This window comes from Acidovorax sp. BLS4, from assembly GCF_032929295.1.
Classification (GTDB): domain Bacteria; phylum Pseudomonadota; class Gammaproteobacteria; order Burkholderiales; family Burkholderiaceae_C; genus Paracidovorax.
This window is the reverse complement of sequence record NZ_CP136797.1, coordinates 1,255,068-1,269,098: the sequence shown is the minus strand read 5'-3', so window position 1 is coordinate 1,269,098 and position 14,031 is coordinate 1,255,068. Positions and strand designations below refer to the sequence as shown.

13 protein-coding genes are annotated in these 14,031 nt (G+C 68.8%); 12 read left to right on the top strand and 1 reads right to left on the bottom strand.

The window, feature by feature from the left end:
* Nucleotides 1–23: 23 nt before the first annotated feature.
* The 10 genes from R1Z03_RS05890 to mnhG all read left to right on the top strand — a co-directional run bounded on the left by R1Z03_RS05890 (nt 24) and on the right by mnhG (nt 8,550).
* The gene (locus tag R1Z03_RS05890) at nt 24–353 is read left to right on the top strand and encodes an integration host factor subunit beta (RefSeq protein WP_284415059.1); all 330 of its coding nucleotides are present in this window, start codon (nt 24–26) and stop codon (nt 351–353) included.
* Between the two features lie 114 nt (nt 354–467).
* Nucleotides 468–788 carry a lipopolysaccharide assembly LapA domain-containing protein gene (locus tag R1Z03_RS05885; RefSeq protein ID WP_272568882.1) on the top strand — a complete coding sequence of 107 codons (321 nt, stop codon included), beginning with the start codon at nt 468–470 and terminating at the stop codon, nt 786–788.
* Nucleotides 778–1,935, top strand: a complete 1,158-nt coding sequence (lapB, locus tag R1Z03_RS05880; protein WP_284401038.1) for a lipopolysaccharide assembly protein LapB — start codon at nt 778–780, stop codon at nt 1,933–1,935. Before R1Z03_RS05885 ends, lapB begins: the two co-directional genes overlap by 11 nt.
* The gene (locus R1Z03_RS05875) at nt 1,932–2,270 is read left to right on the top strand and encodes a helix-hairpin-helix domain-containing protein (RefSeq protein WP_317357680.1); all 339 of its coding nucleotides are present in this window, start codon (nt 1,932–1,934) and stop codon (nt 2,268–2,270) included. The genes lapB and R1Z03_RS05875 overlap by 4 nt, the downstream gene beginning before the upstream one ends.
* A gap of 99 nt (nt 2,271–2,369) precedes the next feature.
* Nucleotides 2,370–5,330, top strand: coding sequence for a monovalent cation/H+ antiporter subunit A (locus R1Z03_RS05870; protein ID WP_284428663.1), 2,961 nt, complete (start codon nt 2,370–2,372; stop codon nt 5,328–5,330).
* Nucleotides 5,330–5,695 carry a Na+/H+ antiporter subunit C gene (locus R1Z03_RS05865; protein WP_272568874.1) on the top strand — a complete coding sequence of 122 codons (366 nt, stop codon included), beginning with the start codon at nt 5,330–5,332 and terminating at the stop codon, nt 5,693–5,695. Before R1Z03_RS05870 ends, R1Z03_RS05865 begins: the two co-directional genes overlap by 1 nt.
* A 32-nt stretch (nt 5,696–5,727) precedes the next feature.
* Nucleotides 5,728–7,410: a monovalent cation/H+ antiporter subunit D gene (locus tag R1Z03_RS05860; protein ID WP_284415099.1), complete on the top strand. Its 1,683-nt coding sequence runs from the start codon at nt 5,728–5,730 to the stop codon at nt 7,408–7,410.
* Nucleotides 7,407–7,901: a Na+/H+ antiporter subunit E gene (locus tag R1Z03_RS05855; RefSeq protein ID WP_284401041.1), complete on the top strand. Its 495-nt coding sequence runs from the start codon at nt 7,407–7,409 to the stop codon at nt 7,899–7,901. Before R1Z03_RS05860 ends, R1Z03_RS05855 begins: the two co-directional genes overlap by 4 nt.
* Nucleotides 7,898–8,182 carry a K+/H+ antiporter subunit F gene (locus tag R1Z03_RS05850; protein WP_284415051.1) on the top strand — a complete coding sequence of 95 codons (285 nt, stop codon included), beginning with the start codon at nt 7,898–7,900 and terminating at the stop codon, nt 8,180–8,182. The genes R1Z03_RS05855 and R1Z03_RS05850 overlap by 4 nt, the downstream gene beginning before the upstream one ends.
* Nucleotides 8,179–8,550, top strand: a complete 372-nt coding sequence (mnhG, locus tag R1Z03_RS05845; protein ID WP_284401042.1) for a monovalent cation/H(+) antiporter subunit G — start codon at nt 8,179–8,181, stop codon at nt 8,548–8,550. Before R1Z03_RS05850 ends, mnhG begins: the two co-directional genes overlap by 4 nt.
* A 268-nt stretch (nt 8,551–8,818) precedes the next feature.
* Here mnhG and R1Z03_RS05840 read toward each other — a convergent pair whose 3' ends face one another.
* Complete coding sequence (locus R1Z03_RS05840) at nt 8,819–12,526, bottom strand: hydantoinase B/oxoprolinase family protein (RefSeq protein WP_317357672.1); 3,708 nt, start codon at nt 12,524–12,526, stop codon at nt 8,819–8,821.
* A gap of 242 nt (nt 12,527–12,768) precedes the next feature.
* On the opposite strand from R1Z03_RS05840, the gene R1Z03_RS05835 reads away from it, so the two are divergent.
* Together R1Z03_RS05835 and R1Z03_RS05830 are read left to right on the top strand one after the other, a co-directional pair.
* Complete coding sequence (locus R1Z03_RS05835) at nt 12,769–13,326, top strand: pesticin C-terminus-like muramidase (protein ID WP_272568865.1); 558 nt, start codon at nt 12,769–12,771, stop codon at nt 13,324–13,326.
* Nucleotides 13,323–14,006: a hypothetical protein gene (locus tag R1Z03_RS05830; RefSeq protein WP_317357670.1), complete on the top strand. Its 684-nt coding sequence runs from the start codon at nt 13,323–13,325 to the stop codon at nt 14,004–14,006. The genes R1Z03_RS05835 and R1Z03_RS05830 overlap by 4 nt, the downstream gene beginning before the upstream one ends.
* The last annotated feature ends 25 nt before the right edge of the window (nt 14,007–14,031 follow it).

The window sequence follows — 14,031 nt, the reverse complement described above, 5'->3', positions numbered from 1 at the left end:
CAGGTTGCAAAGACTAGGATTCCATGACCCGATCAGACCTCGTTGAAGAACTGGCGGCACGGTTCAGCCAGCTCACCCAGCGCGATGCCGAATACGCCGTCAAGACCATTCTGGACGCCGTGGGCGACGCATTGGTGCGTGGCCACCGCATCGAGATCCGGGGTTTTGGCAGCTTTTCGGTCAACCGCCGCCCGCCCCGCATGGGCCGCAATCCCCGCAGCGGCGAAGCCGTGGCGATCCCGGAAAAGCGCGTGCCCCACTTCAAGCCCGGCAAGGCCCTGCGCGAAGCCGTAGACCAGCGCACGGTCGAAATGGGCATCGTCGATGCACCGTCGCAAAAACATCAAAATTGATAGCTGCCTGCGCTTGGCTGTCAAGCGCCGGGAGCCCGTGGCACGGGTATCGGCGCAGATGGCAGACGCGCCACGGCCTGCCCGTAGAATGCCCCCACACCACCGGGGAGACGCATGAAATACCTCCTGTGGCTGCTCAAGGCAGCCATTTTTTTTACCCTGTTCGCTTTTGCACTTAACAACCAGCAAGACGCCACCGTGCACTTCTTTTTCGGCACGCACTGGAGCGCCCCCCTGGTGCTCGTCGTGCTGACGGCCTTCGCGGCCGGGGTCGTCGTGGGCGTGCTGGGCATGGTGCCCCGCTGGTGGAAGCACCGCAGCGCCGCCCGGCGCGCACAGGCCGCGTTGCCGGCTGAAGCCCCGGCCCCCGCACCGGTCGCGGCTCCAGCCGTGCCGGACCTGCAACAACAACCGCCCTCCATCCATGGAATTTGATTTCAGCTGGCTGCTGCTGGGCCTGCCGCTGGCGTTCGTGCTGGGGTGGTTCGCCTCCCGCTTCGACCTGCGGCAATTGCGCGAGGAGAACCGCCGCGCGCCCAAGGCCTATTTCAAAGGCCTGAACTTTCTGCTCAACGAGCAGCAGGACCAGGCGATCGATGCGTTCATCGAGGCGGTGCAGAACGATCCGGACACGTCCGAGCTGCATTTCGCGCTGGGCAACCTCTTTCGCCGCCGTGGCGAGTACAACCGCGCCGTCCGAGTGCACGAGCACTTGCTGTCACGCGGCGACCTGAGCCGCACCGACCGCGACCGGGCGCAGCATGCGCTGGCCCTGGACTTCCTCAAGGCCGGCCTGCTCGACCGCGCCGAAGATGCCTTGCGGCGGCTCGAGAACACGCCGTTTGAGAGCCAGTCGCGCCTGGCCCTGCTGGCCATCTACGAACGCTCGCGCGACTGGCCGCAGGCGGCGGCCATCGCCCGCAAGATGCACGGATCGCATCAGGGCGACTTCAGCACGCGTCAGGCCCACTACCTGTGCGAACAGGCCATCGCACGGGCCGCGCAAGGCGACCAGGAAGCCGCGCAGGCGCAGTTCGAAGAGGCCGTGGCCGCCGCGCCCCACGCACCCCGCCCGCGCATCGAACTGGCCCGCCTGCACCACCGCTGCGGCCGGCCGGAACAGGCGTTTTCCACGCTGCTGGAGCTGTCGCGCGAATCGCCCGGCGCCCTGCCCCTGGCCGCCCCGTTGCTGGTCGAGGTGGGCGCAGCCACCCAGCGCGCCGAAGAAACCTACCAGCTGCTGTTGGGCCATTACGAGCGGGCGCCGTCGCTGGACATGCTGGAGGCCATCGTGTCGATGGACGCCGCCTCGGGCGACGCGTCACGGCCCGGGCCGCAGTGGTACGTGCGCCATCTGGACAAGGAGCCCTCGCTGGTGGCGGCCGCGAAGTGGCTGGCGCAGGAAACACTGGAGCACGAGCAGTTCCATCCCCAGGTGCAAAAGGCGCTGGACCAGGCGACCAAGCCGCTCACCCGCTACCGCTGCGCGGCCTGCGGCTTCGAGGCCCGGCAGCATTTTTGGCAATGCCCCGGCTGCCAGACCTGGGACAGCTACCCTGCCCGGCGCGTGGAAGAGCTATGAAGCTTCCGGGGATCAAGGCCCTGCTCGTGGCCGTGGCCGCGGCTGCGGCCGTTCACTGCGCGGCCGCCGTGGCGGCCGTGGAGGTCAACACGGCTTCCGTTGCCGACCTCGACGGAGTCAAAGGCATCGGCCCGGCGCTGTCGGCCAAAATTCTCCAGGCGCGCGAGAAAGGTCCGTTCCAGAACTGGCCGGACCTCGTCGGCCGCGTCCCGGGCCTGGGCAAGGCCTCCGCCGCGCGCCTGTCCAGCGAAGGCCTCACGGTGAACGGTGCCGCGTTCGACGGCGCGCGGGCCGCAGCCGTTCCATCGCTGCCCATGGCGGGCGCGTCGCGTTAGACACCCAACGGATTGCGAGCCCGCAGCACGCCCAATCTCCGGGCTCTGCTAGGGTATTCATAGCATGTCCGAAAGGCATGCCCGTAGAATCGTTCGGGCATGCCCCTGATCCTCCTCGTCCTCCTCCCCTTCATCGGCAGCCTGCTGGCGGCGGTGCTGCCGTCGAACGCGCGCAACACCGAATCCACACTCGCCGGTGCGATCGCGCTGTTCTGTGCGGTGCAGGCTGCGCTGTACTTTCCGGAGATCGCTGCGGGCGGGGTGCTGCGCCAGGAAATCCCCTGGCTGCCCGCGCTGGGGCTGAACCTGGTGATCCGTATGGACGGATTCGCCTGGATGTTCTGCATGCTGATCCTGGGCATCGGCTCGCTGGTGGTGCTGTATGCACGCTACTACATGTCGCCGGCCGATCCGGTGCCGCGCTTCTTCTCGTTCTTCCTGGCGTTCATGGGCGCCATGGCCGGCGTGGTGCTGTCGGGCAACATCATCCAGCTGGCCTTCTTCTGGGAGCTCACCAGCCTGTTCTCCTTCCTGCTGATCGGCTACTGGTACCACCGCCAGGACGCGCGCCGGGGCGCTCGCATGGCGCTCACCGTGACGGGCACGGGCGGACTGTGCATGCTGGCAGGCATGCTGGTGATCGGGCACATCGTGGGCAGCTACGACCTCGACCATGTGCTGGCCGCCGGCGAGCAGATCCGCAACCACCCGTGGTACCTGGCGGCCCTGGTGCTGGTGCTGCTGGGTGCGCTGACCAAGAGCGCGCAGTTTCCCTTCCACTTCTGGCTGCCCAACGCCATGGCCGCGCCAACGCCTGTGTCGGCCTATCTGCACTCGGCCACGATGGTCAAGGCCGGCGTCTTCCTGCTGGCGCGCATGTGGCCCGTGATGGGCGGCACCGAGCCCTGGTTCTGGCTGGTGGGCGGCGCGGGCGTGTGCACGCTGCTGGTGGGCGGCTACGCGGCCATGTTCCAGAACGACCTCAAGGGGCTGCTGGCGTATTCCACCATCTCGCACCTGGGCCTGATCACGCTGCTGCTGGGGCTCAACAGCCCACTGGCGGCGGTGGCAGCGGTGTTCCACATCATGAACCACGCCACTTTCAAGGCCTCGCTCTTCATGGCGGCGGGCATCGTGGACCATGAAAGCGGCACGCGCGACATCCGGCGCCTGTCCGGACTGCGCACCATGATGCCGGTGACGGCCACCCTGGCGATGGTGGCCAGCGCCTCCATGGCGGGCGTGCCGCTGCTCAACGGCTTTCTGTCCAAGGAAATGTTTTTCGCCGAGACGGTGTTCCTCGACGCCTCGCCGCTGGTGGCGACCGTGCTGCCCGTCGCCGCCACGCTGGCCGGCGTGTTCAGCGTGGCCTACTCGCTGCGGTTCATCGTGGACGTGTTCTGGGGCCCGCGCGCGCAAGACCTGCCGCGCCAGCCGCACGAGCCGCCGCACTGGATGCGCGTGCCCGTGGAACTGCTGGTGCTGGCCTGCCTGGTGGTCGGCATCTTTCCCGCGTGGTCGGTGGGGCAGTACCTGGACGCGGCGGCGCGGCCGGTGGTCGGCGGCCCGTTGCCCGAGTTCAGCCTGGCCATCTGGCACGGCTTCAATACCCCCTTCGTGATGAGCCTGGTCGCCCTGGGCGGCGGCACCGCGCTCTACCTTCTGCTGCGCCGCCAGCGCGCCGCCGGCAAGGTGGATGCGCCCCCGCTCATCTACCGCGTGAGCGGACGGCGCCTGTTCGAGATCGCCCTCACCTGGCTCACGCTGTGCGGGCACAACGGGCGGCGGCTGATGGCCACGCCGCGGCTGCAGTGGCAGATGCTGTGGCTGGTGCTGGCGGCGCTGGCCGGCGCGGCCCTGCCGCTGTGGACGCAGGGCCTGCAGCTCGGCGACCGCGGCACGCTGCCCCTGTCGCCGGCCTTCGTGGTGCTGTGGACGCTGGGCTCGATCTGCGCGGTGGCCGCCGCGTGGCAGGCCAAGTACCACCGGCTGGCGGCGCTGACACTGATGGGCGGCGCGGGCCTGTGCACCTGCATCACCTTTTTGTGGTTCTCGGCGCCCGACCTGGCGCTCACGCAGATCGTGGTGGAGATCGTCACCACCGTGCTCGTGCTGCTGGGCCTGCGCTGGCTGCCCCGGCGCGACGAGCGGCTGCGCGGCGTGGACACCACCCACCCGGGCATCGTGCGGGCACGGCGGCTGCGCGACATGGCGGTGGCGCTGGCCGCCGGCGGCGGCATGGCCTGGCTGGCCTTCACCATGATGAGCCGGCCGTTCCCCGAGAGCACCTCCACCTTCTTCCTGGAGCGCGCGCAGACCGAGGGCGGCGGCACCAACGTGGTCAACGTGATGCTGGTGGACTTCCGCGGCTTCGATACCTTCGGCGAGATCGTGGTGCTGGGCATCGTCGCCCTGACGGTGTATGCGCTGCTGCGGCGCTTCCGCCCGGCGCGCGAGACCATGGACCTGCCCGAGCAGCAGCGCAACATGCCGGCCGATCTGCAGACCGACCTGCTCAACCCGCGCAATGCGACCGACACCGCCATCGGCTACCTGATGGTGCCCGCCGTGCTGGTGCGGCTGCTGCTGCCGTTCACGGCGCTGGTGTCGTTCTACATGTTCATGCGCGGCCACAACGAGCCGGGCGGCGGCTTCGTGGCCGGGCTGGTGCTGTCGGTGGGGCTGCTGCTGCAATACATCATCTCGGGCACGCACTGGGTCGAGGCGCATCTGCCGCTGTACCCGCGCCGCTGGATCGGCACGGGGTTGCTGTTCGCCCTGGGCACCGGGCTGGGCGCCATCGCGCTGGGCTATCCGTTCCTGACCAGCCACACCGCGCACCTGCACCTGCCGGTGATCGGCGAGATCCACATCGCCAGCGCGCTGTTCTTCGACATCGGCGTCTTCACCCTGGTCGTCGGCTCGACGCTGCTGATCCTCACCGCCATCGCCCACCAATCGGTGCGGGGCCACCGCTACCACGCGCGCCTGGCCGAGGAGCGCGAGGCCGAACTGGCGGCCAGCCCCGACGCCACCGCCCCCGAAGGAGGAGCCCGCTGATGGAAATCGTTCTCGCCATTGCCATCGGCGTGCTCACCGGCTCCGGCGTGTGGCTGCTGCTGCGCCCGCGGACTTTCCAGGTCATCATGGGCCTGGCCCTGCTGTCGTATGCGGTCAACCTGTTCATCTTCAGCATGGGCCGCCTGGGTCTGGCCATCAACAAGGAGCCCGTGCTGGTGGAAGGTGTTCCGAAGGACCTGCTGCACTATGCCGACCCCATGCCGCAGGCGCTGGTGCTGACCGCCATCGTGATCGGCTTCGCCATGACGGCGCTGTTTCTCGTGGTGCTGCTGGCATCGCGCGGCATGTCGGGCACCGACCATGTGGACGGCACGCGCTCGCACGACGTGCAGGAGATGCCGTGACCCCGGCCCTCGCGCACGCCCTTTCCGCATGGATGCCGCACCTGATGCTGGTGCCCATCGTGCTGCCGCTGCTCACCGCCGCGCTGATGCTGCTGCTGCGCGAAGAGCGCCAGCGGCTCAAGCTGGGCCTGAACATCGCATCCACCTTCCTCGGCCTGCTGGTGGCCACGGCGCTGCTGCTTTGGACGGCCCAGGCCACCGTGCCAACCACCATGGGCGTGTACCTGCCGGGCAACTGGCCCGCGCCGTTCGGCATCGTGCTGGCGCTGGACCGGCTCTCGGCCATGATGCTGGTGCTGACCAGTGCCGTCGCCCTGTGCTCCATCGTCTTCGCGGCCGCGCGCTGGCACCGCGCCGGGGTGCACTACCACCCGCTGTTCCAGTTCCAGCTGATGGGGCTGGCGGGCGCGTTCCTCACCGCCGACCTGTTCAACCTGTTCGTGTTCTTCGAGATCATGCTGGCCGCCTCCTACGGGCTGCTGCTGCACGGCTCCGGACGCACTCGGGTACAGGCCGGGCTGCACTACATCGCCATCAACCTGGCGGCCTCGTCGCTGTTCCTCATCGGCGTGTCGATGCTGTACGGCATCACCGGCACGCTGAACATGGCCGATCTGGCGCAGAGCATTCCCAAGGTGGCGGCGGCGGACCGGGGCCTGCTGCACGCAGCGGCGGCCATCCTGGCCACGGCCTTCCTCATCAAGGCCGCGATGTGGCCGCTCAACTTCTGGCTGGTGCCGGCCTACAGCGCCGCCACCGCGCCGGCCGGCGCGCTGTTCGCGCTGATGACCAAGGTGGGCGTGTACACCATCCTGCGGCTGTGGACGCTCATGTTCAGCAGCGAGGCCGGCGCCTCCGCGCTGTTCGGCAGCCTGTGGCTGATCGGCGGCGGCATGATCACCATGGCCTTCGGCGGCATCGGCATGCTGGGCTCGCAGCGGCTCACGCACCTGGCGGGCTATGCGGCCATTCTTTCGTCCGGCACGCTGCTGGCGGCGGCCGGTTTCGGGCAGAACGTGCTGACCGCCGGGCTGCTGTACTACCTGCCCAGCTCCACGCTCGCGATCAGCGCGATGTTCCTGCTGGGCGACCTGATCGACCGCTGGCGCAACGACGGCGCCACGCTCGCGCCGCACGAGCGGCACGACGACGCGCCCTTCCTCACGGCCGAGCTGGTGCCCGCCGCGGGCCTGAACCTCGACGAGGACGAGACCGTGCTGATCGGCCGGGTCATTCCCGCCGCCGCCGCCTTCCTGGGCCTGGCCTACCTGCTGTGCACGCTGGTGATCGCCGGGCTGCCGCCGCTGTCGGGCTTCGTGGGCAAGTTCGCCATGCTGACGGCGCTGCTCAACCCGCTGGGCCTGGGCTCGTCTTCCGGCTACCAGCCCGGCACGCCGGGATGGGTGCTGCTGGCGCTGATGATCGTCACCGGCCTGTTCGCGCTGATCGCCCTCACCCGCACCGGCATCCGCTATTTCTGGACCACGCACGACCGCCGCCCGCCCCAGTTGCGCGTGCTGGAAGGCCTGCCGATCGCGCTGCTGCTGGCCGGGTGCATCGGCCTCACGCTGTACGCCGGCGCGGTGATGCGGTTCACGCAGGCCACCGCCAACGCGCTGCACACCCCGTCCAGCTACATCCGCGCGGTGATGTCGGCGCGGCCCGTGCCCGGGCCGGTCACGCCGGCGCAGCCGCCCGCGAAGGAGACGCCATGAAGCGGCTGTTCCCGGCCCCGCTGCTGTCCGTGGCGCTGTTCGTGATGTGGCTGATGCTCAACCGCTCGGTGAGCGCCGGGCAGCTCGTGCTGGCGGCGTGCGTGGCCATCGCCATCCCGGTACTCACGCGTGGCCTGCGGCCCCTGCCGGTGCGCATCCGCCGGCCCGGCACCGTGCTGCGGCTGGTGGCGTCCGTCATCGCCGACAGCGTGGTGTCCAACCTGCGGCTGCTGCGCTTTCTGGCAACGCCATCGGGCCACCGGCCGCACCCGCCGGGCTTCGTGCAGATTCCACTGGAGATGCGCGACCCGAACGCCCTGGCGGTGCTGGCGATGATCGTGTGCATCACCCCCGGCACGTCGTGGGCCGAACTGTCGCTGGACCGTTCGGTGCTGATGCTGCACGTGCTGGAGCTGGACGACAAGCAGGCCGCCATCGATCACGTCAAAACGCGCTACGAGCGCCCCCTGATGGAGATTTTCGAATCATGACCAACGGTTCCATCCTGTCCATCGCGCTGCCGGTCGCCGTCTTCCTGCTGGTGCTGGCGATGTCCTGCGCCCTGGTGCGCATGCTCAAGGGCCCGTCGGCGCAGGACCGGGTGCTGGCCCTGGACTGCATGTACCTGAACGGCATGCTGTGCATGCTGGTGCTGGGCATCTACTATGGCAGCACGAACTACTTCGAGGCGGCGCTGCTGATCGCGCTGCTGGGCTTTGCCAGCTCCACGGCGATGGCCAAGTTCCTGCTGCGCGGCGAGGTGATCGAATGACCGCCACCACCCTGCCCCTGTGGGCCGAGATCGCCATCGCGGCCCTGGTGCTGGCCGGGTGCGGCATCGCCCTGCTGGGGTCGCTCGGGCTGCTGCGCCTGCCGACCTACTTCGAGCGGGTGCACGCGCCGTCCGTGATCGCCACGCTCGGGTGCTGGTGCATCGTGCTGGCCACGCTGCTGTACTTTTCGGTCCAGGGCGCCGGGCTGGCGCTGCACGCGCTGCTCATCGGCCTGTTCGTGGCGGTCACCGTGCCGGTGACCAACATCTTCCTGATGCGCGCCGCCCTGTTCCGCGCGCGCCGGGCCGGCCAGAACGTGCCGCCCAGCCTGAGCCGCTTGCACGAGAGCACCGACCGAGACTCCTGAGGCGATCGTCGGCGCATCTTCTCGGCGTGTTTCTCGGCGTGTTTCTCGGCGTGTTTCTCGGCGTGTTTCTCGGCGCCTTCTTCGACGCATTTGCTACCAAATTTATAGCAATATGCCCTAGAAGAATATGCGGCCACGGCCTGTTTGACCACATGCCGAACGGTCCGTACCGGACGAGCGGCATCGGTGCCTGGACACAGCCGAACGCTACCAATTCAATAGCATGATGCCCTAGTGGAATATGCGCTGGCGGCCTTTTCCGCTCGAATCAAGAACCCGCCCCACCGAAGCCGCCGCCACCCGGCGTGTGCACCTCGAACACATCGCCCGGCTCCATCTGCGCCTGGCCGATGTGCTCCAGCACCTCCACCCGGCCGTCCGCACGCACCACGCGGTTGATGCCCGGCTGCCCCGGCTGGCCGCCCGCCATGCCGAACGCGCCGTGGCGGCGCCCGTTGGAGAGGATGCCGGCCGTCATGGGTTCGAGAAAACGCACCCGGCGCACGCCGCCATTGCCGCCGTTCCAGCGCCCCGCCCCGCCCGAATCGGCGCGGATGGCGTAGCTCTCCAGCCGCACCGGAAAGCGGAACTCCAGGATCTCGGGATCGGTCAGGCGCGAGTTGGTCATGTGCGTCTGCACGACACCGGTGCCGTGGAAACCCTCCACCAGTTCCCCTCCATCGCCGAACACCCCACCGGCGCCGCTGCCGCCCGAGATGGTCTCGTAGTACTGGTGGCGGTCGTTGCCGAAGGTGAAGTTGTTCATCGTGCACTGGCTGCCCGCCGACACGCCCAAAGCGCCCAGCAGCGCGTTGGTGATGCAGGTGGAGGTTTCCACGTTGCCCGCCACCACGGACGCCGGCGGCAAGGGGTTGAGCATGGAGCCGGGCGGGATGATGACATCCAGCGGCTTGAGGCAGCCGGCGTTCAGCGGAATGTCGTCGTCCACCAGCGAGCGGAACACGTACAGCACCGCGGCCATGCACACTGCGGTGGGGGCATTGAAGTTGTTGGCCTGCTGCGCCGAGGTGCCGGTGAAGTCGATCACCGCGCTGCGGGCGGCGGCGTCCACGCGCACCGCGACCTGGATCTGCGCGCCGTTGTCCAGCGGCAGCGTGAAGGCACCGTTCTGGAGCCGGGCGGCCAGGCGGGCGATGGCGCGGCGCACCGACTCCTCGGCGTTGTCCTGCACATGGCCCATGTAGGCCTGCACCACGGGCAGGCCGAACTGCTGCACCATGCGCCGCAGTTCCTGCACGCCCTTTTCGTTGGCGGCGATCTGCGCCTTCAGGTCGGCCAGGTTCTGCTGCGGGTTGCGGCTGGGGTATTCGCCGCTTTGCAGCAGGGCCGTCATTTCGGCCTCGCGCAGCACGCCGCGCTCCACCAGCTTGACGTTGTCGATCTGCACGCCCTCTTCCTCGATGCGCGTGGAAAACGGCGGCATCGACCCGGGGGTGGTGCCGCCCACGTCGGCATGGTGGCCGCGGCTGCCGACGTAGAACGTGGGCTCGGCCTCTTCGGCCAGGTACACGGGGGTGATGACGGTGATGTCCGGCAGGTGCGTGCCGCCGTGATACGGGTCGTTCAGCACGTACACGTCGCCCGGCTGCATGCGCCCGGCATTGCGGTGGATGACCGCCTTGATGCTTTCGCCCATCGAGCCCAGGTGCACCGGCATGTGGGGCGCGTTGGCGATCAGGTGGCCTTCGGCGTCGAACAGTGCGCAGCTGAAATCCAGGCGCTCCTTGATGTTCACCGAGTGCGCGGTGTTCTGCAGCTGCAGCCCCATCTGTTCGGCGATGTTCATGAAGAGGTTGTTGAACACCTCCAACAACACCGGGTCCACCGTGGTGCCCAGCGCATGCCGCACGCTGCGCGCGGTGGTGCGGTCGATCACCAGGTGCTCGAGGGCCGTCAGCGCGGCCTGCCAGCCCGGCTCCACCACGGTGGTGGCGTTCTTCTCGGCAATGATGGCCGGGCCGGCGATCACATCGCCGGGGCGCAGGTCCTCGCGCACCACCAGCGCCGCGTCGTGCCACGCGGGCACGCCGTCCACGCCCACGGTGTACATGCGCACGGTGCCACGGCGCGGCGCCTCGCGCGGCGGTTGCAGGGCCTGCATCGGCTCGACCGGCGCGTCGCCGGCCACCACCGCCTCGACCGAGACCGCCTCCACGATCAACGCCCGGCCCCGCATGAGAAAGGCGAAGCGCTGGCGGTAGGCGGCCTCGAACCCCGCCGTGATGGCCGCCACCTCCGGCACCTCGCCGACGTGCACGACCAGCGCCGCGTCCGAGCCCTCGTACCGCACATGCACCCGGCGGCGCACCGACACCGGCGCACCGCCTTGCTGCTGCTGTGTCATCTCGGCCCGGGCCGCCTCGGCCAGCGCATCCAGCGTGTGGGCGATGCCGCCCAGGGCCTCGGGCGACAGGCGCGCTTCCACCGCCTGCTCGCGGATCAGGTTCTGGTCGGCCAGGCCCATGCCGTAGGCCGACAGCACGCCGGCCAGCGGGTGCACGAACACGCGCTGCATGCCCAGCGCATCGGCCACCAGGCAGGCATGCTGCCCGCCCGCGCCGCCGAAGCACTGCAGGGTGTAGCGCGTGACGTCGTAGCCCCGTGCGACCGAGATCTTCTTGATGGCATTGGCCATCTGCTGCACCGCGATCTGGATGAAGCCGTGGGCCACGTCGTGCGCGGGGCGGCCGGCCTGCGCCGCGAGGTCAGCAAAGCGGGCCTGCACCACGTCCGCATCGAGCGGCTCGTTGCCGCCGTGGCCGAACACGTGCGGAAAGTGCGCGGGCTGGATCTTGCCGACCATCACGTTGGCATCGGTCACGGCCAGCGGCCCGCCCCGGCGGTAGCTGGCCGGCCCCGGGTTGGCGCCCGCGCTCTGCGGGCCCACGCGAAAGCGCGCGCCGTCGTATTCCAGCAGCGAGCCGCCGCCGGCGGCCACGGTGTGGATGCTCATCATCGGCGCGCGCATGCGCACGCCCGCCACCTGGGTTTCGAACTCGCGCTCGAACTCGCCCGCGTAGTGGCTCACGTCGGTGGAGGTGCCGCCCATGTCGAAACCGATCACGCGCACCGAATCCCCCGGGCCCGCGGCCCCGCCTGCACCTCCTGCGCCGCCTGCCTCGCCCGCGAAGGCCAGCTCCGCCGTGCGCGCCATCCCCACGATGCCGCCGGCCGGGCCGGAGAGGATCGCGTCCTTGCCCTGGAAACGGTGCGCATCGGTGAGCCCGCCCGACGACTGCATGAAGTACAGCGGCACGCCCGGCATCTCGGCGGCCACCTGCTCCACGTAGCGGCGCAGGATGGGCGACAGGTAGGCATCCACCACCGTGGTGTCGCCCCGGCTCACGAACTTCATCAGCGGGCTGGTGCCGTGCGAGGTGCTCACCTGCGTGAAGCCCGCCTCGCGCGCGAGCCGCGCCGCCGCCTGCTCGTGCGCGGTGTAGCGGTAGCCATGCATGAACACGATGGCCACGCTGCGCAGGCCCGCGTCGTGGGCGGCCCACAGGCGCTCGCGCAGGTGGGCCTCGTCCAGCGCCTGCTCGACCTCGCCATGGGCCCCCACGCGCTCCTGCGCCTCGATCACGCGGCTGTACAGCAGCTCGGGCAGCACGATGCGGCGCTCGAACAGGCGGGGGCGGTTCTGGTAGGCGATGCGCAGCGCATCGCGAAAGCCCCGCGTGGTCACCAGCAGCGTGGGCTCTCCCTTGCGCTCCAGCAGCGCGTTGGTGGCCACGGTGGTGCCCATCTTCACGCACTCCACCTGCGTGGGCGACACGGGCGCGCCGGGCTGCAGGCCCAGCAGGTGGCGGATGCCGGCCACCGCGGCATCGCGATAGTGCCCGGGGTTTTCGGACAGCAGCTTGTGAGTGACCAGGGTGCCGTCGGGCCGGCGGCCCACCACGTCGGTGAAGGTGCCGCCACGGTCCACCCAGAACTGCCACAGTTGCGTTGCCATGTCGATGCTTTCTTCAGCCTGTTACGAATGAAATGGTTGGACAACATTGACGCAGGCATCACCTGCGAGACAGGAGAGCATCCACGATCTGCCGACCTTTTTCGATGATATCTTCGGCCCGCGGCACGCCGCTGCGGCCCGCTTGCATTCATTGCGTGGGCGATTTTCGGCGCCCCGCCCCCTCAACGAACCAGCCCATTCCAACGACTGCGGCAGCCACCGATCCCCTTCATCCACCAGACATGCCAGAACAAATCGACTATGCCTTCCTGAGCGCCCTGGAGGGCGGCTCGCTGACCACCGGCTACGTGCCGGCGGCCAACGTGAGCAAGAGCGGCGTGACCATCGCGACCGGGTTCGACCTGGGCCAGCGCTCCGAGAGCGATCTGAAGAACCTGGGCCTGGCCAGCGGCCTGGTCACCAAGCTCAAACCCTACCTCGGCACCAAGGGCACCGACGCCAAGACGCTGATCGAGAAGACCCCGCTGACGATCACTGCCGCCGAGGCCGAATCCATCGACAAGGCCACCAAGGCCAGCCACATCGCGAGCGTGAAGCTCAAATACGATTCGGCCACGGCCGCCAAGAAGAACTTCATCGACCTGCCGGCGGAAGCGCAGACCGTCATCGCGTCGGTGTCGTTCCAGTACGGCGTCAACCTGGATGCCGCCACGCCGAAATTCTGGAAGGCCGTCACCGAACAGGACTGGACCGAAGCGGTCAAGCTGCTCAAGAACTTCGGGGATGTGTATCCCACCCGCCGCGGCAAGGAAGCCGCCCTGCTGGAGAAAGTCAAATGAAACGATGGATCGCCCTGGTCAGCGCCGCGATGGCTTGCGCCGCCCTGCATGCTGCACCTGCCAACCCTGGCGCCGACCACGCGGTCGGTGTGGTGCATGTCACCAACCCGGAACTGCTCTCGGCGCTGCAGAACCTCAAGGCCTCGCTCACGGCAGAGCGCACGCCGCTCGCGTTCGACAATGGCGCTTCGGCCAAGAACTGCCTCGAATATTCGGACCTGCTGTCGAAGAGCCAGCCGGTCGAGTCGACCCGCAACTTCGAGATCCGCAGCGAATACCGGCTGTGCGACAGCATCCGCGTGATCGCGGGCAAGCCCTTCGTCGCACAGAAGGCCGCCGCCTCCGGCAAGCAGGGCAAAACCCTGTACGAAAAACTGGACCTGCGGTCGTTCCCCTCGTCGCTGCGCAATCGCGCCGATGGCAAGAAGCACACGCTCCGGGCGCTGCTGCCCGGCACGCCCCAGTCCGAAGGCAGCGCCGTCCAGGTGGAAACCCCGGAGCAGTTCTTCCGCCTGGAGGTCGTGGGCACCATCGACCACGGCAGGGGCCACCCGCCCGAATGGATCGTCTGGGTGACGGACGAGCTCAAGAACGGCACCTACCGCGGGTACAGCAACATCGTCGTGCATCCGCCCCGTGCGGCGTCCGGCCTGTACACCGCGGCGGCATCGCCCCGATGACAATGGGCGGTCCTTTCCTTTAGCC

Excerpts from the sequence above, each read along its gene's own strand:
- R1Z03_RS05890 (WP_284415059.1), top strand. The coding sequence starts at position 24 with ATGACCCGATCAGACCTCGTTGAAGAACTGGCGGCACGGTTCAGCCAG.
- R1Z03_RS05885 (WP_272568882.1), top strand. The coding sequence starts at position 468 with ATGAAATACCTCCTGTGGCTGCTCAAGGCAGCCATTTTTTTTACCCTG.
- lapB (WP_284401038.1), top strand. The coding sequence starts at position 778 with ATGGAATTTGATTTCAGCTGGCTGCTGCTGGGCCTGCCGCTGGCGTTC.
- R1Z03_RS05875 (WP_317357680.1), top strand. The coding sequence starts at position 1,932 with ATGAAGCTTCCGGGGATCAAGGCCCTGCTCGTGGCCGTGGCCGCGGCT.
- R1Z03_RS05870 (WP_284428663.1), top strand. The coding sequence starts at position 2,370 with ATGCCCCTGATCCTCCTCGTCCTCCTCCCCTTCATCGGCAGCCTGCTG.
- R1Z03_RS05865 (WP_272568874.1), top strand. The coding sequence starts at position 5,330 with ATGGAAATCGTTCTCGCCATTGCCATCGGCGTGCTCACCGGCTCCGGC.
- R1Z03_RS05860 (WP_284415099.1), top strand. The coding sequence starts at position 5,728 with ATGCCGCACCTGATGCTGGTGCCCATCGTGCTGCCGCTGCTCACCGCC.
- R1Z03_RS05855 (WP_284401041.1), top strand. The coding sequence starts at position 7,407 with ATGAAGCGGCTGTTCCCGGCCCCGCTGCTGTCCGTGGCGCTGTTCGTG.
- R1Z03_RS05850 (WP_284415051.1), top strand. The coding sequence starts at position 7,898 with ATGACCAACGGTTCCATCCTGTCCATCGCGCTGCCGGTCGCCGTCTTC.
- mnhG (WP_284401042.1), top strand. The coding sequence starts at position 8,179 with ATGACCGCCACCACCCTGCCCCTGTGGGCCGAGATCGCCATCGCGGCC.
- R1Z03_RS05840 (WP_317357672.1), bottom strand. The coding sequence starts at position 12,526 with ATGGCAACGCAACTGTGGCAGTTCTGGGTGGACCGTGGCGGCACCTTC.
- R1Z03_RS05835 (WP_272568865.1), top strand. The coding sequence starts at position 12,769 with ATGCCAGAACAAATCGACTATGCCTTCCTGAGCGCCCTGGAGGGCGGC.
- R1Z03_RS05830 (WP_317357670.1), top strand. The coding sequence starts at position 13,323 with ATGAAACGATGGATCGCCCTGGTCAGCGCCGCGATGGCTTGCGCCGCC.